At 56.4% G+C, this 22,131-nt stretch carries 22 protein-coding genes and 1 other RNA gene; 7 read left to right on the top strand and 16 right to left on the bottom strand.

The window, feature by feature from the left end; genetic code table 11:
- Nucleotides 1-90 precede the first annotated feature (90 nt).
- Nucleotides 91-801 (top strand): GNAT family N-acetyltransferase, encoded by a 711-nt coding sequence (locus tag VF709_RS13815; RefSeq protein WP_038418814.1) that lies wholly within the window; start codon nucleotides 91-93, stop codon nucleotides 799-801.
- On the opposite strand, the gene ykgO is transcribed toward VF709_RS13815, so the two are convergent.
- Both ykgO and VF709_RS13805 read right to left on the bottom strand, forming a co-directional pair.
- The gene (gene ykgO, locus VF709_RS13810; RefSeq protein ID WP_003859006.1) at nucleotides 798-938 is read right to left on the bottom strand and encodes a type B 50S ribosomal protein L36; all 141 of its coding nucleotides are present in this window, start codon (nucleotides 936-938) and stop codon (nucleotides 798-800) included. The two genes, VF709_RS13815 and ykgO, sit on opposite strands and share 4 nt — an antisense overlap.
- A gap of 2 nt (nucleotides 939-940) precedes the next feature.
- Complete coding sequence (locus VF709_RS13805) at nucleotides 941-1,201, bottom strand: type B 50S ribosomal protein L31 (protein ID WP_006176933.1); 261 nt, start codon at nucleotides 1,199-1,201, stop codon at nucleotides 941-943.
- A gap of 231 nt (nucleotides 1,202-1,432) precedes the next feature.
- Between VF709_RS13805 and VF709_RS13800 the strand changes: the two genes are divergently transcribed.
- Nucleotides 1,433-3,010 (top strand): EAL domain-containing protein, encoded by a 1,578-nt coding sequence (locus VF709_RS13800; RefSeq protein WP_023620097.1) that lies wholly within the window; start codon nucleotides 1,433-1,435, stop codon nucleotides 3,008-3,010.
- Here VF709_RS13800 and VF709_RS13795 read toward each other — a convergent pair.
- Nucleotides 2,991-3,266 (bottom strand): metal/formaldehyde-sensitive transcriptional repressor, encoded by a 276-nt coding sequence (locus VF709_RS13795; protein WP_014830896.1) that lies wholly within the window; start codon nucleotides 3,264-3,266, stop codon nucleotides 2,991-2,993. The two genes, VF709_RS13800 and VF709_RS13795, sit on opposite strands and share 20 nt — an antisense overlap.
- Before the next feature lie 134 nt (nucleotides 3,267-3,400).
- On the opposite strand from VF709_RS13795, the gene VF709_RS13790 reads away from it, so the two are divergent.
- Nucleotides 3,401-4,222 carry a nickel/cobalt efflux protein RcnA gene (locus tag VF709_RS13790; RefSeq protein WP_086528187.1) on the top strand — a complete coding sequence of 274 codons (822 nt, stop codon included), beginning with the start codon at nucleotides 3,401-3,403 and terminating at the stop codon, nucleotides 4,220-4,222.
- A 33-nt stretch (nucleotides 4,223-4,255) separates the two neighbouring features.
- Here the strand turns inward: VF709_RS13790 and VF709_RS13785 are convergent, their stop codons facing one another.
- From VF709_RS13785 to yczE, 3 genes are all read right to left on the bottom strand, one after another.
- Entirely contained in the window at nucleotides 4,256-7,348 is a 3,093-nt protein-coding gene (locus tag VF709_RS13785) for a beta-galactosidase (protein ID WP_149896817.1), read from the bottom strand.
- Between the two features lie 103 nt (nucleotides 7,349-7,451).
- The gene (locus VF709_RS13780) at nucleotides 7,452-8,522 is read right to left on the bottom strand and encodes a LacI family DNA-binding transcriptional regulator (protein WP_149896816.1); all 1,071 of its coding nucleotides are present in this window, start codon (nucleotides 8,520-8,522) and stop codon (nucleotides 7,452-7,454) included.
- A gap of 77 nt (nucleotides 8,523-8,599) precedes the next feature.
- Entirely contained in the window at nucleotides 8,600-9,211 is a 612-nt protein-coding gene (yczE, locus tag VF709_RS13775) for a membrane protein YczE (protein WP_013095879.1), read from the bottom strand.
- 85 nt (nucleotides 9,212-9,296) lie between these two features.
- Here yczE and yczR point away from each other — a divergent pair, with 85 nt between their 5' ends.
- On the top strand, nucleotides 9,297-10,718 hold the full coding sequence (yczR, locus tag VF709_RS13770) for a MocR-like transcription factor YczR (protein ID WP_187170832.1): 1,422 nt from the start codon (nucleotides 9,297-9,299) through the stop codon (nucleotides 10,716-10,718).
- A 78-nt stretch (nucleotides 10,719-10,796) separates the two neighbouring features.
- Here the strand turns inward: yczR and VF709_RS13765 are convergent, their stop codons facing one another.
- The 3 genes from VF709_RS13765 to ffs all read right to left on the bottom strand — a co-directional run bounded on the left by VF709_RS13765 (nucleotide 10,797) and on the right by ffs (nucleotide 11,622).
- The gene (locus VF709_RS13765) at nucleotides 10,797-11,012 is read right to left on the bottom strand and encodes a hypothetical protein (protein ID WP_013095877.1); all 216 of its coding nucleotides are present in this window, start codon (nucleotides 11,010-11,012) and stop codon (nucleotides 10,797-10,799) included.
- On the bottom strand, nucleotides 11,009-11,260 hold the full coding sequence (locus VF709_RS13760) for a hypothetical protein (protein WP_020686138.1): 252 nt from the start codon (nucleotides 11,258-11,260) through the stop codon (nucleotides 11,009-11,011). Before VF709_RS13760 ends, VF709_RS13765 begins: the two co-directional genes overlap by 4 nt.
- A 265-nt stretch (nucleotides 11,261-11,525) precedes the next feature.
- Nucleotides 11,526-11,622, bottom strand: an RNA gene (gene ffs, locus VF709_RS13755) — signal recognition particle sRNA small type.
- A gap of 169 nt (nucleotides 11,623-11,791) precedes the next feature.
- Here ffs and VF709_RS13750 point away from each other — a divergent pair.
- The gene (locus VF709_RS13750; protein WP_023620099.1) at nucleotides 11,792-12,103 is read left to right on the top strand and encodes an MGMT family protein; all 312 of its coding nucleotides are present in this window, start codon (nucleotides 11,792-11,794) and stop codon (nucleotides 12,101-12,103) included.
- Between the two features lie 29 nt (nucleotides 12,104-12,132).
- On the opposite strand, the gene VF709_RS13745 is transcribed toward VF709_RS13750, so the two are convergent.
- Nucleotides 12,133-12,660 (bottom strand): YbaY family lipoprotein, encoded by a 528-nt coding sequence (locus tag VF709_RS13745; RefSeq protein WP_013095874.1) that lies wholly within the window; start codon nucleotides 12,658-12,660, stop codon nucleotides 12,133-12,135.
- A 203-nt stretch (nucleotides 12,661-12,863) separates the two neighbouring features.
- Here VF709_RS13745 and tesB point away from each other — a divergent pair, with 203 nt between their 5' ends.
- Nucleotides 12,864-13,724: an acyl-CoA thioesterase II gene (gene tesB / locus VF709_RS13740; protein ID WP_013095873.1), complete on the top strand. Its 861-nt coding sequence runs from the start codon at nucleotides 12,864-12,866 to the stop codon at nucleotides 13,722-13,724.
- A gap of 437 nt (nucleotides 13,725-14,161) precedes the next feature.
- Here tesB and amtB read toward each other — a convergent pair whose 3' ends face one another.
- From amtB to VF709_RS13715, 5 genes are all read right to left on the bottom strand, one after another.
- Entirely contained in the window at nucleotides 14,162-15,448 is a 1,287-nt protein-coding gene (gene amtB, locus VF709_RS13735) for an ammonium transporter AmtB (RefSeq protein ID WP_013095872.1), read from the bottom strand.
- 35 nt (nucleotides 15,449-15,483) lie between these two features.
- Complete coding sequence (glnK, locus tag VF709_RS13730; protein WP_008503304.1) at nucleotides 15,484-15,822, bottom strand: P-II family nitrogen regulator; 339 nt, start codon at nucleotides 15,820-15,822, stop codon at nucleotides 15,484-15,486.
- Between the two features lie 222 nt (nucleotides 15,823-16,044).
- Nucleotides 16,045-17,826, bottom strand: coding sequence for a SmdB family multidrug efflux ABC transporter permease/ATP-binding protein (locus VF709_RS13725; RefSeq protein ID WP_013095870.1), 1,782 nt, complete (start codon nucleotides 17,824-17,826; stop codon nucleotides 16,045-16,047).
- Nucleotides 17,819-19,591, bottom strand: a complete 1,773-nt coding sequence (locus tag VF709_RS13720) for a SmdA family multidrug ABC transporter permease/ATP-binding protein (RefSeq protein WP_149896813.1) — start codon at nucleotides 19,589-19,591, stop codon at nucleotides 17,819-17,821. Before VF709_RS13720 ends, VF709_RS13725 begins: the two co-directional genes overlap by 8 nt.
- 30 nt (nucleotides 19,592-19,621) lie before the next feature.
- Nucleotides 19,622-20,080 carry an Lrp/AsnC family transcriptional regulator gene (locus tag VF709_RS13715; protein ID WP_020686133.1) on the bottom strand — a complete coding sequence of 153 codons (459 nt, stop codon included), beginning with the start codon at nucleotides 20,078-20,080 and terminating at the stop codon, nucleotides 19,622-19,624.
- Between the two features lie 115 nt (nucleotides 20,081-20,195).
- Here VF709_RS13715 and VF709_RS13710 point away from each other — a divergent pair, with 115 nt between their 5' ends.
- Nucleotides 20,196-21,242 (top strand): PLP-dependent cysteine synthase family protein, encoded by a 1,047-nt coding sequence (locus VF709_RS13710; RefSeq protein WP_062729894.1) that lies wholly within the window; start codon nucleotides 20,196-20,198, stop codon nucleotides 21,240-21,242.
- Between the two features lie 41 nt (nucleotides 21,243-21,283).
- Here VF709_RS13710 and cof read toward each other — a convergent pair whose 3' ends face one another.
- The gene (cof, locus tag VF709_RS13705) at nucleotides 21,284-22,102 is read right to left on the bottom strand and encodes an HMP-PP phosphatase (RefSeq protein WP_038418803.1); all 819 of its coding nucleotides are present in this window, start codon (nucleotides 22,100-22,102) and stop codon (nucleotides 21,284-21,286) included.
- Nucleotides 22,103-22,131 lie beyond the last annotated feature (29 nt).

Below are 22,131 nucleotides of genomic sequence, written 5' to 3'. Positions count from 1 at the left end.
GTGGTACCACCAAAACATAGCCTGTTGGTACTTTTTAAGGAACCACTACTTCACTAGTCTGGAACTCTTTACAACGTCACGGAGATGAAGATGAATACTTTCAATCAGTTTGGGCAGCCGGTGGGCGAACCGCTAATCGACTGGCAGCCCCGTCAGCACCCTTCCCGGGTGGTCCTTCAGGGCCGCGACTGCTGGCTTGAGCCGCTGCAGGTGGAGCATGCCGGTGCGCTGTTTGCCGCTTATTCGCTCGCCGGGGATACCCGAAGCTGGACATGGCTTCTGCGTGAACCCGATGCCACGGCAGGTGAATTTGCCGCATGGGTGGCAAGCGTGAGTGAATTATCAGACCCGATACACTTTACCGTCTTCGATAATCAGACCCGCTCCCCGGTGGGAACCCTGGCCCTGATGCGTATCGACCCCAAAAATGGCGTTGTGGAGGTGGGACACGTTCATTTTTCCCCGCTGTTGAGCCGCACGCCGATGTCTACCGAAGCGCAGTTTCTGCTGATGCAATACGTGTTCGATACCCTGGGCTACCGGCGTTATGAGTGGAAGTGCAACAGCCTGAATGAGCCTTCCCGCAAGGCTGCGCTGCGTCTGGGCTTTTTGTTTGAGGGGCGTTTTCGCCAGGCGCTGGTCACTAAAGGCCATAACCGGGATACGGACTGGTTTTCGATTATCGACAAAGAGTGGCCAGCGCTGGCGAGCGCCTTTGAAAGCTGGCTTGCCACCGACAATTTTACTGCCGATGGCAAACAGAAAAGATCCCTGGAAAGCTGGCGTGAAACGGGCGTCTAGCGTCTTTTTTTACGTCCCTGCACCGCTTTAAAGCGCGGGTTTGATTTGCAAATCACATACAGGCGTCCCTTACGTTTGACTATCTGGCAATCCGGGTGACGCTGTTTCGCACTCCGCAACGAGTTAAGTACCTGCATGATCACCCCCGCTTCGCATTAAGAAAGCCGCCAAAACGTTTACGGAAGCGCGCCGCGCTGCCATCCGTCGAGAAGGTTTTCTGTTTGCCGGTATAAAACGGATGCGATTTTGAAGAGACCTCGATGGTGATGTAAGGATAGGTTTCACCGTCGAGTTCAATTTCGCGGTCAGTCTTGATGGTTGAACCAACTTTAAAGTATTCATTGGCGCTGGTGTCGTGAAACACCACGGTGCGATAGGCTGGATGGATATTGGGTTTCATCGTGAATCACTCATGTTTTGTTATAACATAACAAAATAATATCCAGGCTCTGCGGTAAAAACAACCCCCGAGAGTGCATCACATTTCCGACGATATTTTTTGATTTCGCTGCTGCGGAACGAAAACCATGACGCTCACGTGCTATAACTATATCATTTCGCGGTAAAAACTTTCTCCTCAGGCAAGCGTCTCAGTGCCCTGGAGTGGGCATATGAGGAAGGACACGGCAGCATGAAAACCCGACATCTGGTCAGCCTGGTGACTGGCATACTGATCTTTTCTGTGCTGATACCGATTTGCCTCAGTATCTGGCTGGCGCATCGCCAGGCGGAAGAAAAATTTGTCGATGCGCTGGACAGCTATGCCTCACGCGTGCTGTTGCGTACGGACAGGGTTGTTGGGCAGGCCAAGGAAGCGCTCACGCAACTGCAGACCTTTAAAGGCCCTCCGTGTAGCCATTTGCATTTACGGGAAATGCGCCGGATCGCCTTCTCGTGGCTCTATGTTCAGGAAGTGATCTACACCGATAACCTTAAACCACTGTGCTCGTCGCTGGAGCAGGTCAGCAAAGCGACCGCGTTCCCGCCGCCCATGCGCATTACGGAAGATGGCTATAGCGCGTGGCTTACGAGGCCAAATGAACTCGGTTTCAACCGCAACATGGCCGTGCTGGGGCAAGGACATTATCTTGTACTGGTCGATCCCGCCTCGCTGGTGGATGTGATCCCCTTCGCCGATATTTCTATCGATGCCGCCCTGGTAGCGAACGCAACACATCTCGTGTTCTCCAGCAGCAGCAAACTGGATCCGCACATCCGCGACATGATTAAAGATCAGGAGATGGTCAGTGTTGAGTACAACGGTGCAATGTACGTCATGAAGCCCGTACCGGAGCTGGGAATAAACGTTGTTGCATGGGCTGCGCTGAAACCGCTGGCGGAAACCTGGCACCGGCAACTCCTTTTCTGGCTGCCGTTTGGCATGCTGATAAGCCTGCTTGCCGCCCTGTTTGTTCTGCGGATATTGCGTCGCATCCAGTCACCGCGTAACCGCCTGCTTGATGCCATCAATAACCGCGAATTCGAGGTTTACTACCAGCCTATTGTGGCGCTCTGTAGCGGGAAAATAGTGGGCGCAGAGGCGCTAACGCGCTGGCCTCAGCCTGACGGGAGTAGCCTGTCGCCTGACAGTTTCGTCCCGCTGGCGGAACAAACGGGGCTTATCTCGCGCCTCACGCATCTGGTGATCGAAAAAGTGTTCGAGGATATGGGCAACTGGCTGCATCTCCATGCCGATCAGCATATCTCCGTCAACCTCGCGCCTGCAGATTTAACCTCCGGCAAGCTGCCGCCGCTTCTGAGCCAGCTACTCAATAAATGGCAAGTCCGCCCGGAACAGATAGCGCTTGAATTAACCGAACGCGGCTTTGCCGATCCCAAAATCAGCGCACCGGCCATCGCCGCTTTTCGCCGTTCAGGCCACGCCATTTACATCGATGATTTTGGCACGGGCTATTCCAGCCTGAGCTATTTGCAGGATCTGGACGTCGACACGCTGAAAATTGATAAGTCGTTCGTGGATGCGCTGGAGTACAAAAACGTAACGCCACACATTATAGAAATGGCGAAATCACTGAAGCTGGCGATGGTTGCTGAGGGAGTGGAAACCGCAGGGCAGCTCGCCTGGCTGCACCGTCACGGCGTGCAATACGGGCAAGGCTGGTACTACAGTAAGGCGCTGCCAAAAGCGGAATTTATGGCATGGGCAGAAAATAACCTTAACGCCCCTTCTACTTCAGATAAGATTTGATCACCTGTAAAACCACGCCAAGATCGGCCTCACGCTGATCTTCCTCAGGCTCTTTGACGACGTGATCGGTTAAATGGCCTTCGATCACCTGCAGCATCATGCCATTCACCGCACCGCGGATCGCGGCCAGCTGCTGTAATACCTCAGCACACTCATGCTCGTCGTTACTGAGCATTTTTTCCAGCGCGGTGCTCTGCCCCTGAATTTTCTTCAGGCGAGTCAATAACATCTTCTTGTGACGAACCGTATGTGACATCTCTGCATCCTTCTTCTTCTGGCGGATAAAGCATAACACGCCCTACTCCCCCTGAGTATTTTTCTACTGGGGGGTAGTATTCAACTACTGGGGGGGAGTACTATCTGCGCACCTTTTCCAGAGCGGATTTTGTAATGAACGATTTTGCTTCTCTTCTGCAACAGGGCAACGCATGGCTATTCATTCCCAGCGCGATCCTGCTCGGTGCCCTGCATGGTCTTGAGCCGGGCCACTCTAAAACAATGATGGCAGCCTTTATTGTGGCGATCCGCGGCACGCTGAAACAGGCGGTATTATTGGGGCTGGCGGCCACGCTTTCCCATACCGCGGTAGTCTGGATCATTGCCATGGCGGGATTATGGTTTGGTCGCGGCTGGGATGCGCAAACCTCTGAACCCTGGTTCCAGCTTATCTCTGGGGTATTGATCGTTTTGATCGCGCTGTGGATGGCGTGGCGTACCTGGAAGGAGAATCAGCCGCACGATCATCATCACCACCATGACCATGACCATGACCATGACCATGACCACCATCATGATCATCACCACCATGAACATCAACTGGTTGCAGAGGAGTGGCAAGACGCCCACCAGCGCGCCCATGCGCAGGATATCAATCGTCGTTTTAACGGACAAAACGTCACCACCGGGCAAATTGCGATTTTTGGGCTGACCGGCGGGTTGATCCCCTGCCCGGCGTCAATCACCGTCCTGCTGATCTGCCTGCAGCTCAAGTACTTTGCCCTGGGCGCCACGCTGGTATTTAGCTTCAGTATTGGTCTGGCGTTAACGCTGGTGGCATCGGGCGCGATTGCCGCGTTAAGCCTTAAACATGCGACACAACGCTGGCCGGGGTTCAGCGAGTTTTCACGCAAAGCACCGTGGTTCTCTGCGGCACTGATTATCCTGGTGGGGGGTTACATGATCCTGCACGGGTTAGGCGGTATCCTGGCCTGAACCAGGCGGCCAACGCGTGGCCGCCACCGAAGGTCAGTTGAGGTTCTGACGCCAGCTAAAGCGATAGCGAAGCTGGCGATTTTGCAGGATAAATTCCGGCGAGACGCTGGGGCTCCAGGAGTCATCTCCACCCACGCCCATATGGAACGCATCAAGATTGAGCCAATACCCCGGCTCGTCACGCAGCAGATGGTGATGGGTTGTCTCACGCAGCTGTTGCTGGCTGTAGCGGCTCACAGAGAAATGGAACTGCCCGTTCAACTGATGCCTCCCCAGCACCAGTTCACGGGTATCGCACCGCAAGCCGTTTTCCGTCGGGAAGATGTACGGCGTATGCATTGCCTGCAGCGGCAACGTCCAGCGCCCCTGCTGTGCTGCCAGCTTTCTGTCCGGGTAGTTTTCATGCGGCCCCAGCCCCAGCCAGTGAACGGCTTCCGGCGGCCGGGCAAGATGCATGCTCAGGCCAATACGCGCAGGCTCCGGAATATCAGACGCAACCTCTACCTCAACCTCACCGTGCAGCACACCCTGATCGTCCACCCGCCAGACTTTACGGCTCAGGAACAGCGCTTTGCCGAGATGTTCCCAGGCATGCAACGTCGTGACTACCGCCTCGCGGGCATGCTGCTCTCCTTCACAACGCAGCAACCGCGGGGTGATGTCGTACATCCCCGCCGCCTTCCAGCGCTCCACCCATGCATTTGGATCGATACGCGTGGCCTCGCTGACCCCGATATCATTGTCCAGCGGCGCGCGGGTAAAGTTATCCGTCAGCGGCGAGAGCAGCGTTTCAACGCCATTGTTCAGCCACTGCGTCAGGTGTCCTGAGGTACGGTCAACTATCCATCGCTGCTGCTGGTGCGTCAGGGTCAGCATCTCATCGGTTTGCGTCAGTACCGGCGGCACACCCACCGGTGCGGGCGGGGCGATAAACAACGGTGCCGGGAGTGGCCATTGATCCCACGCGCAGCGATGGTTTTCCGGTGACCACGGCGTCGCCTTCAGCTGGTACACCTCTACATTCAGCCAGACCTCGCCCGGCTCCGCCGTCAGCGCGGGCAGCGAGATGTCCAGACGCTGAGTCTCCTGAGGCGCGATGGAGAGCGTAACCTCCCCCTTAGCCAGCACCGTTCCGTCACGGGTCACCGACCATCTGAGCAGCTCGTTATCCGTATGACGGAACAGGTAATCGCTTTGCACGTCCACCACCAGCGGAGAAGTGCTTACCCGCGTAAAGGTAAAGAACTGCTGCGCGCGCTGAGCCTCATACAGTGCCGGGTGCGGCGTGCGATCGGGGAACACCAGCCCGTTAAGGCAGAACTGTCGGTCATTGGGTGTATCACCAAAATCGCCGCCGTAGGCCCAGAACGGGGTGCCATTTTCATCTTTCTTCGTCAGCGCCTGGTCGACCCAGTCCCAGACAAATCCTCCCTGCAGACGTGGATGGCTACGAAACGCCTGCCAGTATCTGGCGAAGCCGCCAAAGCTGTTGCCCATTGCGTGGGCGTATTCGCAGAGGATCAGCGGTCGGGTTTCATCCGGCAACCCGATCCATTTTTTAATGGACCATTTCGGCACCGCCGGGAACGGCTGATCCTGATCAACACGGGCATACATCGGACAAATGATATCGGTCGCCGCCGTGTTCGCCCCACCGCCTTCATATTGAACCGGGCGCGTCGGATCGGTGGTTTTTAGCCAGCGATACAGCGCGTCGTGATTTGCACCGTGGCCAGACTCATTGCCCAGCGACCAGATGATAATGGACGGATGATTACGATCGCGTTGCACCATGCGGGTCACGCGCTCGCTCATGGCGGGCAGCCAGCGGGGATCGTCAGCGAGACGGCTCATAGGCACCATGCCGTGGGTTTCGATATTGGCCTCGTCAACCACATACAGGCCATAGCGATCGCAAAGCCGGTACCACAGAGGATGGTTTGGGTAGTGCGAGCAGCGCACGGCGTTGAAGTTGTGCTGCTTCATGATTTCGATATCGCGACGCATCGTCGCTTCGTCCATCACCTGGCCGTTTTCCGGGTGATGTTCATGCCGGTTGACCCCGCGGATCAGCAGTGGCTTGCCGTTGAGCTTCAGCAGGCCATTGCTGACTTCAACGCGGCGGAAACCCACATCACAGGCTTCAATCTCCAGCACCTCACCCTGCGGGTCCAGCAGCGCGATCGTCAGCCGATAAAGCGCTGGGGTCTCAGCACTCCATAAGGCGGGTGACGCAACCGGGATCGCCACCGTCAACCGCTCGGCCCAGTTGCCGCGTTCATCCACAATGGCCGAGCCTGGCCGCCGGGTGGCGCTGGCACAGCGTTCACCGTTGCGCCAGAGCGTTATTGCCACCTCGCACTCCGTAAAGTGAGCGCCCGCCAGGGCGACATCCACCTTCAGCACGGCGCGATCCAGTTCCGCATTGAGGTCGGTGACCACCTGATAATCCGCGATGTACGTCTCCGGCTTATGCAGCAGCGACACATCGCGGAAAATCCCGCTCATGCGCCACATGTCCTGATCTTCCAGATAGCTTCCGTCGCACCAGCGCAAAACCATCACGGCCAGGCGGTTCTGGCCAGCACGCAATACGCCCGAGAGATCGAATTCGGCCGGCAGACGGCTGTCCTGGGAATACCCCACCCACTGACCGTTGCACCAGAGATGAAACGCCGAGTTCACGCCATCAAAGATAATGCGGGTTTGCCCGCTCTCGAGCCACGCGTCCTCCACCTCAAATGTGAGCGAGTAACAACCGACCGGATTCTCTGCCGGAACAAAGGGCGGATTGACGGGAATGGGATAGGTAACGTTGGTGTAAACAGGTGTATCAAACCCCTGCATCTGCCAGTTTGACGGCACCGGCATCGCAACGGCATCCGGGCAATCTTCGCCTGTCCATGCCTGCGGAACCTGCTCAGGTGCAGAAAAGAAGCTAAATCGCCACTCCCCATTCAGGGAACGTCGGCTGATGGATGCCGCGTCCTCTCTGGCGGCGTGTTCATTACGCCAGCTGTGAAATGGCGCATGCGCCGCCAGCCGGTTCCACTGGGTGACGCCGGGATTTTCCCAGTCCCGACGGGCCAGAAGTGCGCTGAGAGTCAGCGAGACAGTATTGGACATGTTTCCCTCTTTGCGAAGCGCTCACAATTTTACTCAACATGCCCTGGCAAACTGCCGCGGTAAAGCGCGGGATCGCCGTGTAGCGAGTCAGATCACAAAAGTGTTACTGGCGGGCAAGTTGCTCTGCCAGCAGGGCCAGGCTTCTGAGCTGCTGCGCAAGATCCTCACGATCGGCCTGCTGCGGGGTGCGACGGGCACTGGAGTGTCGGCTAATCAATGTGACGGGCAACTGAACCTGCCAGCAGGCTTCATGGCGGGCGGGAGCCAGCAGCCACTCCACACTTTGTTCACCTGCCTCGCGAAATGCCTGACGGATGGTGGTAAGCGGAGGTGAAAACCAGGCGCTGTCGGCGGTATCGTCAAATCCCACAATCGATATCTGACCCGGGATCGTCACCCCTTTTTCCGCGCAAGCCCGCATCACCCCCAGCGCCATTTGATCGTTAGCCACCAGAATGGCATCCGGTAACGTTGCAGCAGACAACAGCGCATGCCCCTTCTCATAACCGCAGGCTGCGCTCCAGTCGCCGTAAGCCACCGCCGCCGCCTCAAGGCCAGCTTCCGCCAGCGCGGCTTTCCATGCCGCCAGACGGGCACGAGCGGAAACAGAGCTTTCCGGCCCGCTCAGCAATGCAATACGCTGATGCCCGAGCGACAGCAAATGTTCAACGCCCAGACGAGCGCCCTGTTCCGCATTAAAAACCAGACTGTTGACCGCTGCCGACGGAGAGACATCCAGAAACAGCACCGGCACGGGCGACGCCAGTGCCTTGAGTTGTTCGGCATGGGGATCGTCAAGCGGCACGTTCACCAGCAGGGCTTCCACGCGCTGCGCCAGCAGCTCCTGAAGCGCGGCCTGGCACTGTTGCGGATGTTCCACCATTGAGATCAGTACGCTCGCCCCCTTTTCTACCGCCCGGGATTTGACCGCAGAGACAATTTGCGAAGGCGCATGCAGCGCCAGATCGGTAGTGATCAGTCCCAGCGTACGGGTGCGCTTGCCCGCCAGCTGCTGCGCGCCACGGTTAGGAACATAGTGCAGCTCCGCCATGGCCTGCTGCACCTTTTCCCGTGTCCGGGCAGAAACATGCTCCGCGTCGTTAATCACACGGGAAACGGTTTGATAAGACACCCCCGCAAGGAGGGCAACATCATAGAGGGTAATGGCTTTCATGCGTTCCGGCCTGGTGTTAACAGAGCCGTCTATTGTGGCACAGCACGGCCATTAATACCTGTGAGCGCTTCGCATAATTAAACAACCCGCTCTGGCTGAGGAACGTTATCCGTACGCGGCTTCTGACGGAACCACGGCAAACAGAGCTGGATAAGCGGGCCGATGGTCAGGGCATACAGTACCGTCCCGACGCCAAACGTTCCGCCAAGGACGCAGCCAATCAGCAGAACACTCACTTCAATTGAGGTCCGAACGCTGCGGATTGACCACCCCAGCCGGGCGTGAATGCCGGTCATCAGTCCATCGCGTGGGCCCGCCCCGAACCCGGCACCGATATACATACCGGTTGCTATCGCGTTCAGCACAATGCCCCCAACCAGCAGAGCAATCCGAATGGGGAGAAGATCCAGCTCGGGGATAAGGGCCATCGAGGCATCCGCCGCCAGGCCAATACAGACTACGTTACTGAGCGTTCCCAGCCCAGGCATCTGACGCAGCGGGATCCACAGCAGCAGCACCGCGGCACCGGTCAAAATAATCACCGTACCGATGGTCATCCCCAGCTGTAATCCCACCCCAAGGTGAAACACATCCCACGGGTCAACCCCCAGATCCGAACGAATAAACATCGCGGTTGAAAGCCCGTACAGGCCTAAACCAACGTACAGTTGCAGCAGACGACGTACCATTTTAGCTTCTCCAGTGAACCAGGCTTTCATCTTGTTCGAAAATGGCACTATGATTAATGTCCAGTTTTCAAATAGTGGACTGCATATGTCATCACGCCGTTTCGGAAGTCAGTCGCTGGTTCGCCTTTTGGGCCACTGGCAACAAACCCCGTCCCGAACCCCGCTCTGGCGACAGCTGGCCGACGCGTTGCGCCTGCTGATCCTCGACGGCAGGCTGGCTTTGAGCACGCGCCTGCCCGGTGAACGTGAACTGGCCACGGCGTTAGATGTAAGCCGGACGACCATCAGCAGCGCGCTGGCCCATCTGCGAGAGGAAGGGTATCTGGAGAGCCGCCACGGCAGCGGTTCACGCGTGATCCTGCCCGATACCCGTGCCGTACCGACGCTTTCAGCGGCAAGCGCAGCGCTGGATCTCTCCACTGCCGCCCTGAATGCCGGGCCAGAGATCCACCAGGCTTACACCTGGGCGCTCACCGCGATCACCCAGCACCTTGCGCTGACCGGTTACGATCAGCTCGGCCTGGCAGCTCTTCGCGACGCCATTGCCGCTCGCTATACCGCACGCGGGCTGCCAACTCGCGCAGACGAAGTGATGGTGGTCAATGGTGCCGTCAGCGGTTTTGCGCTGGTACTGCGGATGATGGCCGGCCCGGGCGATCGCGTCGTGGTCGATCATCCCACCTATCCGCTGGCGATTGCAGCCATCCAGGGGGCATCGTGTCGGCCGGTGGGCGTGTCGCTGCCGGAAAGCGGCTGGGATACGGATGGCTTTGCCGCCACGCTGGCACAGACGGCACCGCGCCTGGCGTACCTGATGCCGGATTTTCACAATCCAACAGGGCGATGCATGGATATCGCCACCCGTCAGGCAATAACCGACATTGCCGCTCGCACCCGTACCACGCTGGTGGTCGATGAAACGATGGTCGATCTCTGGTTTGAAGCACCGCCCCCGCCGCCGCTGGCGTCGTTTAATTCGCAGGCTACGGTGATCACCCTGGGTTCGGCGGGAAAAAGTTTCTGGGGTGGGCTGCGCCTCGGCTGGATCCGCGCCTCGTCGCGCACCATTGCCACACTTGCCCAGACGCGGGATACGCTGGATTTAGGCTCGCCGCTGCTGGAACAGCTGGCCACGCTGTGGCTTATTAACAATAGCGAGACATTTCTGCCTGCGCGCCGGAAAATACTGAAGGAGCGACGCGACCGCTGCGGTGAACTGCTGCGCGAACATTTTCCCCAGTGGCGGTTTCAGGAGGCGGAAGGCGGGCTATCCTACTGGATCGAGCTGCCGGGCATGCTGGCGACACAGCTCGCCGCACGTGCAGAAATGCTGGGGATTAATCTGGGAACCGGCACACGCTTTGGTTTATCGGGTGCGTTTGACCGCTACTTACGCATGCCCTTCTCGCTTGAGTCGGCAGAGCTTGAGCAGGCGTTGCTACGAATCAAACCGGTTTGGCTCGCATTAAATAAAACCGCGCCGTCGGTAAAACGCAGTCTTGTTTAATATAAAAGCTTGAAGTGGATCATAAAATAAAAACTGCTGACTGTCATACGGCAGTCAGCAGTTTTCACCAGTCAGGAATCAGTGCTGAGGAGGAATAGGAAAACCCTTCAGTGAAATAACAAAACTTTCACCGTCTTTCTTTATTTTTGCGCCGGTATCACACCAGTCAGACGCAATACGAAAGAACTCATCACTTCCTACATTCCAGCCAAGACGGACATGCTTCACGTAGCCTGAACGCAACAGATCGCAGGCTTCTTTGTAGTCACTGGCGGTCGATAGTTGTTGTTTCATTTTCTCTTCTTCAGAAGTTTACGTAGAGCTTTGATTTCTTTAGGAGTAAAAGGCGTTACACTCTCTTCTTCCGTATGCTGATTATCAATATCCTCTTCCGATACTCCCACCTCGTCTGCGGCTTCAAATGCCAGCAGCAGCAACTTCTCTGTGGTCACGCTTAAGTTTTCGTTATTCACTTCCGCATAGTGGCGAAGTCTTTCTTTTAGCGCTTCGTCAATCTTAACGTTTAATACCGCAGTAGCCATGATTGTCACTTCCCTTCGGAATAAGTGCTTTATTTAATACACGATGTTAACAATGTAATCCAGATATATATTTTTAACTTATGACAGAAAAAAGACGCCCAGAAATAAAATGACAGTCTATTATTACAGGTTTATGACAGTAATATTTCAGCGCGATGAAATATATATTACACCACGAATTAAACCCTGTTAATTCTGTGGAATAGCCATGCTGGAAGGAGGTAAAAAACGGGAAGATGTTGCCAGAAGCACAAATGGGTGGGGGCCCTGCCAGCTACATCCCGGCACACACGTCGTCTGCCCTGGCTGCTTCCTTCCGGACCTGACCTGGTGAACAGAGTAGCGTTGCGGGAGAACCAACAGAGCCCCCATTGTGAGCGTTGTTACCCAACGCGCTGGCGCATTATCCCTGTGCTAACGGTCAATTGCAAGCTGCCAGCAACCGGATGGTGGTTTCTTGCGCAAACAGGCACAGCAATCGGCGCAATCTTCGTTTAACATGACACTTCACTCATCCCCACAGGTGTACTGATGGACGAACACGACTCCTTTCCACAGCGAGTGTGGCAAATTGTGGCCTCCATTCCCGAGGGCTACGTGACAACCTATGGTGACGTCGCACGTCTTGCTGGCTCCCCCCGCGCGGCGCGTCAGGTGGGTGGCGTGCTAAAACGGCTTCCTGAAGGCAGTACATTGCCCTGGCATCGGGTTGTGAATCGTCATGGTGCCATCTCGCTCACCGGGCCGGATTTGCAGCGCCAGAGGCAGGCATTACTTTCAGAAGGGATACAGGTGTCCGGGTCAGGGCAGATTGATTTGCAGAAGTATCGCTGGGTGTATTGACCCCCTCCCCCGAAGGAGAGGGGAACACATTACAGCTGAGTCGGTGGGGTAGGTACAGACGGTTGGTTCGTCTGTGGTGCAATCGGCACTTCGGTTTGCTGCACCGGCACCAGGTTCAGGTCGATTTTCGTCCCACCGTTGTTGATGGCTTCCTGAACCGTATCGGTAATAAACACCAGCTTACCGTTGATGGTTACCGCAGCGCTCAGAAGGATACGGGCGTTCGGCTGTACGTCTGCCGGGTTATACGGCAGCACGAAGCTAAACGGTGCCTGCTTACCTTCGGTACGTACAGCACGCTGGGCCACCACTTTCGACGGCGCGTCGGCCAGAGAAGCATCAGACAGCGTGACCGTTAATACCGCATCCGGTGGTAAAGCGACTCGCTGTTTGATCCAGATAGTACCGGAAACATTAGGTTGCTGAATGGATTGCTGTGAGAGTGTATTAATCCCATTTGGATCTGCTGCTGGCACCGGCACCTGGGCGCTCTTACCTGCACAGGCGGACAACGCCACCGCAATAGCTACACCACTTAGCATGGGCACGAGTTTCATTGAAGTCTCCTTATCATCAATGCACCAGCGGGATCGATCCCATCCGATGTCGTTTCAAACACATATCGTATTCAAGTGTGGCACAGATCACTGATTAATGCCTAAATTCTCCCTGATATTCAGATAATTCTACCCGTCGGACCACTTTCATTTCTGCGTTATACTCTGCCTATCTTTCGCCACGGCGTTTATTGAGGACAACTATGAGTCAGGCACTGAACAATCTGCTGACATTACTGAATCTGGAAAAAATTGAGGAAGGACTCTTTCGCGGACAGAGCGAAGATTTGGGCTTGCGTCAGGTCTTCGGCGGGCAGGTCGTCGGACAGGCACTGTACGCTGCCAAGGAGACCGTCCCGGCAGACCGTCTGGTGCACTCCTTTCACAGCTATTTTCTGCGTCCTGGCGATAGCGCAAAACCCATTGTGTACGACGTGGAAGTGCTGCGTGACGGCAACAGCTTTAGCGCGCGCCGCGTGGCAGCCATTCAGAATGGCAAGCCCATCTTTTACATGACCGCCTCTTTCCAGGCACCGGAACCGGGTTATGAGCACCAGAAAACGATGCCAGCGGCACCGTCGCCGGACGATCTCAAATCGGAGACCGATATCGCCCGCGCGCTGGCCCACTTGCTGCCACCGCAGGTCAAAGAGAAATTCCTTTGTGATAAACCTCTGGAGATCCGTCCGGTCGAATTCCATAACCCGATGAAAGGCCATACGGCCGAGCCGAAACGCCAGGTCTGGATCCGCGCCAACGGCACCGTACCAGAGGATTTCCGCGTGCATCAGTATCTGCTGGGCTATGCGTCAGATTTTAACTTCCTGCCGGTTGCACTGCAGCCGCACGGCGTGGGGTTCCTTGAAAAAGGGATGCAGGTTGCGACGATCGATCACTCGATGTGGTTCCATCGTCCATTTAACATGAATGACTGGCTACTCTACAGCGTGGAAAGCACGTCGGCGTCCAGCGCTCGCGGGTTTGTACGTGGAGAGTTTTATACGCAGGACGGCGTGCTGGTCGCCTCGACGGTGCAGGAAGGGGTGATGCGTAATCGCGGGTGATGTTGCCCTCACCCACAGGGCTGAGGGATACCCATAAATAATGCCTGCACAGACGGCCCCCTCTCCCTTTGGGAGAGGGCTGGGGTGAGGGGGAACATACGGCTGTGGAGGTCATTCCGTTCACTTTATGTTCCCTGCTACTCTGTAACGGCATGACCCGTGAACGTGCCAGGGCGGCTCAATCGCCACCGCCCTGGCGACCCGGGCTCCCGGCGGTAAGCCATTCATTTTCCTGAAACAACATTCTTCGCTTTCGGTAAAAAATTACTGGGCTCCCTCAGCCCACAGGGAGAGGGAATAAATACTAAAAACGGCAATCAGGGATTGCCGTTTTGCTTTTACCTTGTGCGGCCTGATGCCCTCACCCTGGCCCTCTCCCACGGGGAGAGGGAATAAACACTAAAAACGGCAATCGGAGATTGCCGTTTTGCTGTTTATTATGCGTTATACGCATTCTCGCCGTGGCTGTTGACGTCGAGACCTTCGCGCTCCTGCTCTTCCGGTACGCGCAGACCCACAGTCATGTCCGCCAGTTTGTAACCAATGAAGGCCACCACAGCAGACCACACAACGGTAATGGCGATACTTTCCAGCTGTACCAGCACCTGGTGAACCATGTCAACGCCCTCAGCGTAACCCACTCCGCCCAGCGATTTCGCGGCGAAGATACCGGTCATGATACAACCGACGATACCGCACACACCGTGCACGCCAAAGACATCGCAAGGGTCATCCACGCGCAGAAGACGTTTCAGCGCCGTCACACCCCACAGACCCGCCAGACCTGACACCAGGCCGACAAGCAGCGCACCACCGACACCGACGTAACCACATGCTGGGGTGATCCCCACCAGACCGGCAATAGCACCCGAGCACGCGCCCAGCAAAGAAGGTTTACCGCGTACCGCCCACTCACCAAACACCCAGGAGAGGATTGCACCCGCCGTGGCCACCACGGTATTCACGAAGGCCAGCGCAGCGATTTCGTTAGCGGCGCTCGCAGAGCCGGCGTTGAAGCCGAACCAGCCAAAATAGAGGATTGCTGTACCGGTAAAGACCATCGGCAGATTGTGTGGTTTGAACGCTTCTTTGCCAAAGCCCACGCGTTTGCCAATCAGGTATGCACCCACCAGACCCGCTACCGCGGCGTTGATGTGAACAACGGTACCGCCTGCGAAATCCAGTGCGCCGTGTGACGCCAGCAGACCGCCACCCCAGACCATGTGTGCAATCGGCACATAGGAAAGCGTCAGCCAGACCACCACAAAGATCAGAACGGCAGAGAAGCGAATACGCTCAGCCAGCGCACCCACAATCAGCCCCACGGTGATACAGGCGAACGATCCCTGGAACGCAACGTGGATGTACTGATAGAAACTACCCATCACCGCGGTCAGTTCAATATTTTTCAACATGGCCCAGTTGAAGTTGCCGAAGAAAGCGTTACCTTCACCGAAGGCCAGAGAGTAGCCGTAAACCACCCACAGCACGCAAACCAGCGCGAACGTCACGGCAACCTGCGTCAGCATGGAGAGAACGTTTTTGCCACGGATCAGGCCGCCGTAAAACAGCGCGATACCCGGAATAGACATGAACAGCACCAGCGCGGTGCTGATCATCATAAAGGCGTTGTCGGCTTTGTCTGCCACCGCAGGAGCAGCCATTGCCAGGCCCGGCAGCAGTGCCAGCGAACCCAGACCCGTTTTGATTGTTGCTATCTTCATTTTCTCGATCCCTATCACTGTGTGCCAGGAGTTACTTACAGTGCCGCTTCGTCAGATTCGCCGGTACGGATGCGAATGACACGCTGCAGTTCGGCAACGAAAATTTTGCCGTCGCCAATTTTGCCGGTATAGGCCGCTTTGCTGATCACATCGATGACTTCATCAAGCTGGTCATCAGCAATCGCGACATCAATTTTTACTTTTGGCAGGAAGTTAACGCTGTATTCCGCCCCGCGATAAAGCTCGGCATGACCCTTCTGACGACCGAAGCCTTTCACTTCGGTGACAGTCAGTCCCTGAATACCCATTGAAGACAACGCTTCACGCACGTCTTCGAGTTTGAATGGTTTGATTACCACCGTAACCAGCTTCATAGATCCCCTCCAGTCAGAATTCGGTAATGGCCGCAGCTAACACGCAGGAGACATTGCAAGGGGTGTGCCAGAAATGAAAACGGAAGGGAAAAGCGGCGCAATGCGCGTTAAAAGACCATTCATGATCAACAGGTGAAAAAAAACGCACCATGGCAGTGCATGGCGCGTTTCGGTTTTGCACCAACAGCGGTGACTGTTAGCACGTTGCCTGTTTTTGGTGCATCAGGCGCTAAGCGACTCTTCCTCCCGGACGCTGGCCGCCAGCTCTTCACCCGCCAGTTGCAGCTGATACATCTGCCAGTAGCGGCCTTTCGCCTCCAGGAGCGCCCGGTGCGTACCGCGTTCAACGGCCTGTCCGCGATGCAGCACCAGAATGGTATCTGCATCGACAATCGTTGAAAGACGGTGCGCGATAACCACCAGCGTCGTGTGATCGCGCACGGCGGCCAGTGCCTGCTGGATAGCCTGTTCAGTACCGGAGTCGATGCTGGCCGTCGCTTCATCCAGAATCAGCACCTGTGGCGTTTCAATCAGCACACGCGCCAGCGCAAGAAGCTGTTTTTGCCCGACAGAAAGATTATTCCCCTGCTCGCCCAGCCGGGTGTTGATTCCGTCGCTGAATCCGCGTGCCAGCTCTGCGAGCTGCACTTTTTCCAGCACGGCCCAGACCTGCTCCTCGGTATAATCACGCCCCAGGGTCACGTTGGCGTAAAAGGTATCGGCCAGCACAACCGGATCTTGCTGCACCATCGCTACGCCTTTACGCAATACGCTGTGGCTGAGCGACGCCAGCGGACGTCCATCCAGACGAATTTCGCCTTTCGTTAACGGGTAGTAGCCCATCAACAGGCTTGCAAGCGTACTCTTGCCGCTGCCGGTATGCCCCACCAGCGCCACAAAGCCGCGCGACGGCACATCAAGATTGATGTCCTGCAACACTAGCCTGTCTTCACGGTAGGCAAACGAGACATGGTCAAACGTAATCGCCCCGCTTTGCAGCGGTGCTGTATCCTCACCATAGGTCTGACGCGGTCTGTCCATCAGTTCAAAGACGCGCTCGCCAGCAACCACCGCCTGCTGCAACATGGATTGTTGGGTTGTGAGTTCAATCAGCGGCTCGTTCAGGCGTCCCAGATAGCTGATAAAAGCATACAGAACCCCCACTTCAATCGTTCCGCCCGGACTCAGGCCAAAGAGCATCAGCAGGCCGCAAAGCACCAGTGCCGAGAAGAGGCTCAGCAGCGGACGCAGCAGGAAACCATCAAGGCGCAGCGTCTGCATACGCGCCATATAGTGCGAACGGCTGGCTTCGCCCATGCGCTCGCCAAAGCGAGCCTGCTGGCGGAACTGCTGGATGACGCTCATGCCGTTGATCACTTCGTTGAAGCCATCGTTAATATCGGCCAGGTAGGTCCGCACCCGACGTACAATAGGCGTGCTGTAGCGCTGATAGATCACCATCACAATCAGCACCGCCGGGAAAATCGCGATCGCCACCAGCGCCATGCGCCAGTCAAGGCTGAACATCGCCACCAGCATGGCGCCAATCAACGCGGCACTGCGCAGCACGGTCGCCACGACCGTCACGTACAGATCGCGGATCACCTCGGTATCGTTGGTCACCCGCGAAATCACCTGCCCGACCGGCTGGATATCAAACTCGCTCAGCGGCTGGCGCAGTGCAGCATCCATAACGTCGGTACGCAGCTTCTGAACCACACCCACCGCCGCCCGGTTAAAGAGTAGCGACTGCGCATAGTGCAGGCCAGCCGCTGCCAGCTGTAGCCCCACATAGGCCACGCCTAACCCCGCCACCAGCCCCAGCGGCAAATAGCTTTTCGCAACCATATTGTCGATGAAATAACTGATGAGCAGCGGACCACTCACTTCTGCAATCGCCGCAATCCACAGCAGCACGACGGCAAGAGCAAGGGGTTTTCGCCATGGCGAACCGTAGGCCAGCAGGCGTTTTAGCGTCGGCCACTGCGTTTTTGATTTACGCATTAGCGTCCTCCTCTTCCTGTTCCGGGGCATCGTCGAGTGCCGCTTCAAGCTGCTGATAGCGATACATGTCGCGATACCACCCCGGTTGCTCCGCAAGCTGGTCATGCTGCCCGCGCTGGGCAATGTGCCCGTGCTGCAACACCAGAATTTCACTGGCTTCCGTCAGCGCCGACAAACGGTGGGCACTGATGATCACCGTCCGTCCGTCGCTCCACTGGCGAAGGTTATGCAGGATCTGGTGCTCGGTTCGACCATCCACGGCAGAAAGCGAATCATCCAGGATCAGGATTTCAGCATTGAGCAGCAGCGCACGGGCAATGGAAATTCGCTGTTTTTGCCCACCAGAGAGCATAACGCCACGTTCACCCACCTCCGTTTCATACCCCTGCGGCAGACGCAAAATATCGTCATGTACGCTGGCTAAGCGCGCCACATGCTCAATCTCTTCCTGCGTGGCCGACGGACAGCCAAGGGCTATGTTGTTCGCCACGGTGTCAGAAAAGAGAAACGGCGTCTGGCTGACCACGGCCAGTCGGCGACGCCAGTCGTCAAGTTGCAGTGTCGTGAGAGGAAGATTGTGGAAACGAATATCACCCTGCGTGACATCAAAGTGACGCTGGAGCAGCGAAAGAACGGTACTTTTACCGGATCCCGTCGGGCCACAGATCCCGAGCATTTGCCCCGGTTGCAGCGTAAAGCTGACGTTTTCCAGCACCGGATGTTCCGTCTGCGGATAAACAAACGTACGGATGTCGACGTTCATCACCCCACGCCCTTCCGGTACCGGTTCGGTACCGTCGTTGACCACTGGCGCTTCAGACAACATGGCGCGAATGCGGCTATAGGCGGCACTGCCGCGCTCCACGATATTAAACATCCAGGCCAGCGCCAGCATCGGCCAAATCATCAGCCCCAGGTACATGGCAAAACTGGTTAACTGCCCCAGGGTCAAGGTGCCCTGCACCACCATCCAGCTCCCGCCACCGACGGCCAACAGGTTGGCCATGCCAATAGCGATATAGATGGTCGGATCAAAGCGCGCATCAATACGCGCAACGCGCATGTTTTTTGCGCCGGTGTCTGCGGCATCGGCCGCAAACAGGGCAGATTGCCGATCCTCCAGACCAAAGGCTTTGATCATGCGGATACTGGTCATACTCTCCTGCGTGCGATCGTTTAGCGACGAAAACGCCGCCTGCGCCAGCTTGAAACGCTCGTGCAGTTGTTCGCCATAACGGTTGATCGCCAGCGCCATCAGCGGCATCGGCAGCAATGCCAGCAGGGTAAGTTGCCAGCTGATCTGAGTGGACATCACAATCAGAACCGCGCAGCCCATCACCAGCGAATCCACCAGCGTTAATACGCCTTCCCCGGCCGCGAACACCACGCGATCGACGTCGTTGGTGGCGCGGGCGATGAGATCCCCGGTGCGATGGCGCAGGTAAAACTCGGGGTGCTGGCGACTCAGCTGACGGTAAAAATCCTCGCGCAGCTCAACGGCCAGCTGATAGGACGCGCCAAATAGCAGCACGCGCCAGACGTAACGCAGCAAATAGACGATGACGGCCGTCAGCACCAGCGTGCCAACCCACATCAACACCCGTGCGGTGGTGTAATGCTGTTCCGTAACGCCATCCACGACGTAGCCCACCACCTTCGGCGGGATCAGCTGCAAAATGGCAATGATGATAAGCAGGAGAACTGCGCCGAGGTAGCGCTGCCACTCCCGACGAAAGTACCAGCTTAGTTGGGCAAATAATCGCACGCGGTTTGTTCCTGAAGGTATTTTATGGAGTTATTCAATGGGTAACGCTGTGGTGTATTTAATCTGTTCCATGGCGAAGCTTGAGGTGACGTCCGACAAACCCGGTACGCTATTCACCAGCCGCTTGTAGAAATCATCATAGCGCTTCATGTCTGCCACCTGGACACGCATCAGATAATCGTACTCCCCGGCCATACGCCAGAAGCCGAGAACCTCCGGCATGTCAGAGACCTGGTTTACGAAGCGGCAATACCATTCGCTACTGTGGTGCTGCGTTTTTATCAGGACAAAGGCCGTCAGGCCCAGCCCCAGTTTTTCGGGATCTAATAACGCGACACGCCCCAGCAGAATGCCGTCATCTTCCAGCTTCTTGAGGCGCTTCCAGCACGGTGTGGTGGTCAGATTAACGGCATCTGCCAGCGCCTGCAAAGAGAGGGTGCAGTCACTTTGCAGCAATGAAAGCAGCTTGCGGTCAATTTTATCTAGCATACCCACCTCACAGAGAAAATTTTTCTCCCTTCATTCTATTTTAAAGGCCAGATAGCAACAATTTTTTCTGTGCTTTTCGCTATGCTGGGCACAAAATGACAAACGGATAATTACGATGAATAGCAACTGGGTTAAACATGCCATCAGCGAAATCAATGCCGACTACCAGCGCTCGGCCGACACCCATTTAATCCGCCTCGCCCTGCCGGGGTTTGCGGGGATTCAGCTGTATCTGAAAGATGAAAGCACCCATCCTACGGGGAGCCTGAAGCATCGTCTGGCGCGTTCGCTGTTCCTGTATGGCTTGTGTAACGGCTGGATTAAAGAAGGCACGACAATTATTGAATCGTCATCCGGTTCAACCGCCGTCTCCGAAGCCTATTTCGCCCGTCTGCTGGGCCTGCCGTTTATCGCCGTCATGCCCTCCTGCACCGCGAAACGCAAAATCGAACAGATCGAATTTTATGGCGGACGCTGCCACTTTGTAGAAAGCGCCTGCGAAATTTACGCCGCCTCGGAAATGCTGGCCCGTGAGCTGAACGGCCACTATATGGACCAGTTCACCTTCGCCGAGCGTGCAACCGACTGGCGTGGCAATAACAATATAGCGGACAGTATTTTCCGCCAGATGACTCATGAGCCTCATCCGGTTCCGTCATATATCGTCATGAGCGCCGGTACGGGCGGAACCTCGGCCACCATTGGCCGCTATATCCGCTGTCAGGGCTACGATACGCAACTGATGGTGGTGGATCCGCAAAACTCGGTCTTCCTCGACTACTGGCAAAGCCGCAATGCCGACCTGCGCAGTCCGGTGGGCAGTAAAATTGAAGGGATTGGCCGCCCGCGCGTTGAGCCGTCGTTCATTCCTGATGTGGTGGATGAAATGCTCCGCGTACCGGATGCCGCCAGCGTCGCGACGGCCCACTGGCTGGAGACGCAATTGGGCCGCAAGGTGGGTGCCTCTACCGGTACCAATATGTGGGGTGCGCTGCAGCTGGCAGCACGCATGCGTGAAGAGGGCCGCACGGGCTCTATCGTCACGCTGCTGTGCGACTGCGGGGAGCGCTACCTGGAAACCTATTACAACGCGGAGTGGGTGCAGGCAAACATCGGTGATATTGCGCCGTGGCAAGCGCAAATCGCACAGCTGGTGAAATAAAAAAAAGCCAGACCGAAGTCTGGCTTGCTGGAAGGGTCTCACTATTCGGGGGAATATGGGAGGGTGTTGTTGTCCAGCCAATGTGTTAAAAAATGGGACACCGCTTCATTACGGCAGTGTCCGATAACCGGCAGATGAGGAAGCGCAGAGATCAGCTGCGGCATAGCATTCCCCATAATCAAACCGCGCCCGACGCTGCCCAGCATCTCGCGGTCGTTCATGGCGTCACCAAACGCCATACACTCCTGCAGCGTCAAGCCCAGGTGGTCGCTCAGGACCGCCAGGGCAGAACCTTTGTTACACCCCACCGGCAACACTTCCAGACAATCCACCGCCGAAAAGGTCAGATGGGCCCGGTCGCCTAACGCCTCATTCAACTGAATACGTAAGCGGCAGAGATCGTCGTGATCGCCACAAAAACAGATCTTGGTCACCGCGTGGGCAGGTATGCGGCGCAGATCCATCAGCTGATAGCGAAAACCGCTGTAGACATGCGCATGGAGAAGTTGAGGGATTTCACGACCGGTAAACCAGCCGTTATCGTTAAAGACATGAACGCTGGCCTGGGTATCCCAGGTACTGTGCAGCACGATATCCGCCACTTCCGGGTTGAGATCCTGACGGTGCAGCACCTCCCCTTCGACCGAATGAATTCGTGTTCCGTTGCCGGTAATCAGAAATGCATCCAGGGAAAATGCGCCCAGCAGATGGCGCATCTCCAGCACATGACGGCCAGTGGCAAACGTCAGGGTTACATCACGCTCACGCAGGCGCTTAAGGGTGTTCAGGGTTTTCTCCCCTAAACGGTGATCCGGCATTAACAACGTGCCGTCCATATCAAATGCAGCGAGCCGAGCCATCATAACTCCCGAAATGTGATGCGATTAAC

Origin of the sequence: Enterobacter sp. Lyrl_3 (genome assembly GCF_051948675.1) — a bacterium.
Classification (GTDB): domain Bacteria; phylum Pseudomonadota; class Gammaproteobacteria; order Enterobacterales; family Enterobacteriaceae; genus Enterobacter; species Enterobacter cloacae.
Note: the sequence above shows the minus strand (reverse complement) of the source record. Positions and strands in the feature narration are given on the sequence as shown.

Bases quoted from the DNA above. Each gene is read 5' to 3' on its own strand.
- VF709_RS13815 (WP_038418814.1), top strand. From the start codon at position 91: ATGAATACTTTCAATCAGTTTGGGCAGCCGGTGGGCGAACCGCTAATC.
- ykgO (WP_003859006.1), bottom strand. From the start codon at position 938: ATGCAGGTACTTAACTCGTTGCGGAGTGCGAAACAGCGTCACCCGGAT.
- VF709_RS13805 (WP_006176933.1), bottom strand. From the start codon at position 1,201: ATGAAACCCAATATCCATCCAGCCTATCGCACCGTGGTGTTTCACGAC.
- VF709_RS13800 (WP_023620097.1), top strand. From the start codon at position 1,433: ATGAAAACCCGACATCTGGTCAGCCTGGTGACTGGCATACTGATCTTT.
- VF709_RS13795 (WP_014830896.1), bottom strand. From the start codon at position 3,266: ATGTCACATACGGTTCGTCACAAGAAGATGTTATTGACTCGCCTGAAG.
- VF709_RS13790 (WP_086528187.1), top strand. From the start codon at position 3,401: ATGAACGATTTTGCTTCTCTTCTGCAACAGGGCAACGCATGGCTATTC.
- VF709_RS13785 (WP_149896817.1), bottom strand. From the start codon at position 7,348: ATGTCCAATACTGTCTCGCTGACTCTCAGCGCACTTCTGGCCCGTCGG.
- VF709_RS13780 (WP_149896816.1), bottom strand. From the start codon at position 8,522: ATGAAAGCCATTACCCTCTATGATGTTGCCCTCCTTGCGGGGGTGTCT.
- yczE (WP_013095879.1), bottom strand. From the start codon at position 9,211: ATGGTACGTCGTCTGCTGCAACTGTACGTTGGTTTAGGCCTGTACGGG.
- yczR (WP_187170832.1), top strand. From the start codon at position 9,297: ATGTCATCACGCCGTTTCGGAAGTCAGTCGCTGGTTCGCCTTTTGGGC.
- VF709_RS13765 (WP_013095877.1), bottom strand. From the start codon at position 11,012: ATGAAACAACAACTATCGACCGCCAGTGACTACAAAGAAGCCTGCGAT.
- VF709_RS13760 (WP_020686138.1), bottom strand. From the start codon at position 11,260: ATGGCTACTGCGGTATTAAACGTTAAGATTGACGAAGCGCTAAAAGAA.
- VF709_RS13750 (WP_023620099.1), top strand. From the start codon at position 11,792: ATGGACGAACACGACTCCTTTCCACAGCGAGTGTGGCAAATTGTGGCC.
- VF709_RS13745 (WP_013095874.1), bottom strand. From the start codon at position 12,660: ATGAAACTCGTGCCCATGCTAAGTGGTGTAGCTATTGCGGTGGCGTTG.
- tesB (WP_013095873.1), top strand. From the start codon at position 12,864: ATGAGTCAGGCACTGAACAATCTGCTGACATTACTGAATCTGGAAAAA.
- amtB (WP_013095872.1), bottom strand. From the start codon at position 15,448: ATGAAGATAGCAACAATCAAAACGGGTCTGGGTTCGCTGGCACTGCTG.
- glnK (WP_008503304.1), bottom strand. From the start codon at position 15,822: ATGAAGCTGGTTACGGTGGTAATCAAACCATTCAAACTCGAAGACGTG.
- VF709_RS13725 (WP_013095870.1), bottom strand. From the start codon at position 17,826: ATGCGTAAATCAAAAACGCAGTGGCCGACGCTAAAACGCCTGCTGGCC.
- VF709_RS13715 (WP_020686133.1), bottom strand. From the start codon at position 20,080: ATGCTAGATAAAATTGACCGCAAGCTGCTTTCATTGCTGCAAAGTGAC.
- VF709_RS13710 (WP_062729894.1), top strand. From the start codon at position 20,196: ATGAATAGCAACTGGGTTAAACATGCCATCAGCGAAATCAATGCCGAC.
- cof (WP_038418803.1), bottom strand. From the start codon at position 22,102: ATGGCTCGGCTCGCTGCATTTGATATGGACGGCACGTTGTTAATGCCG.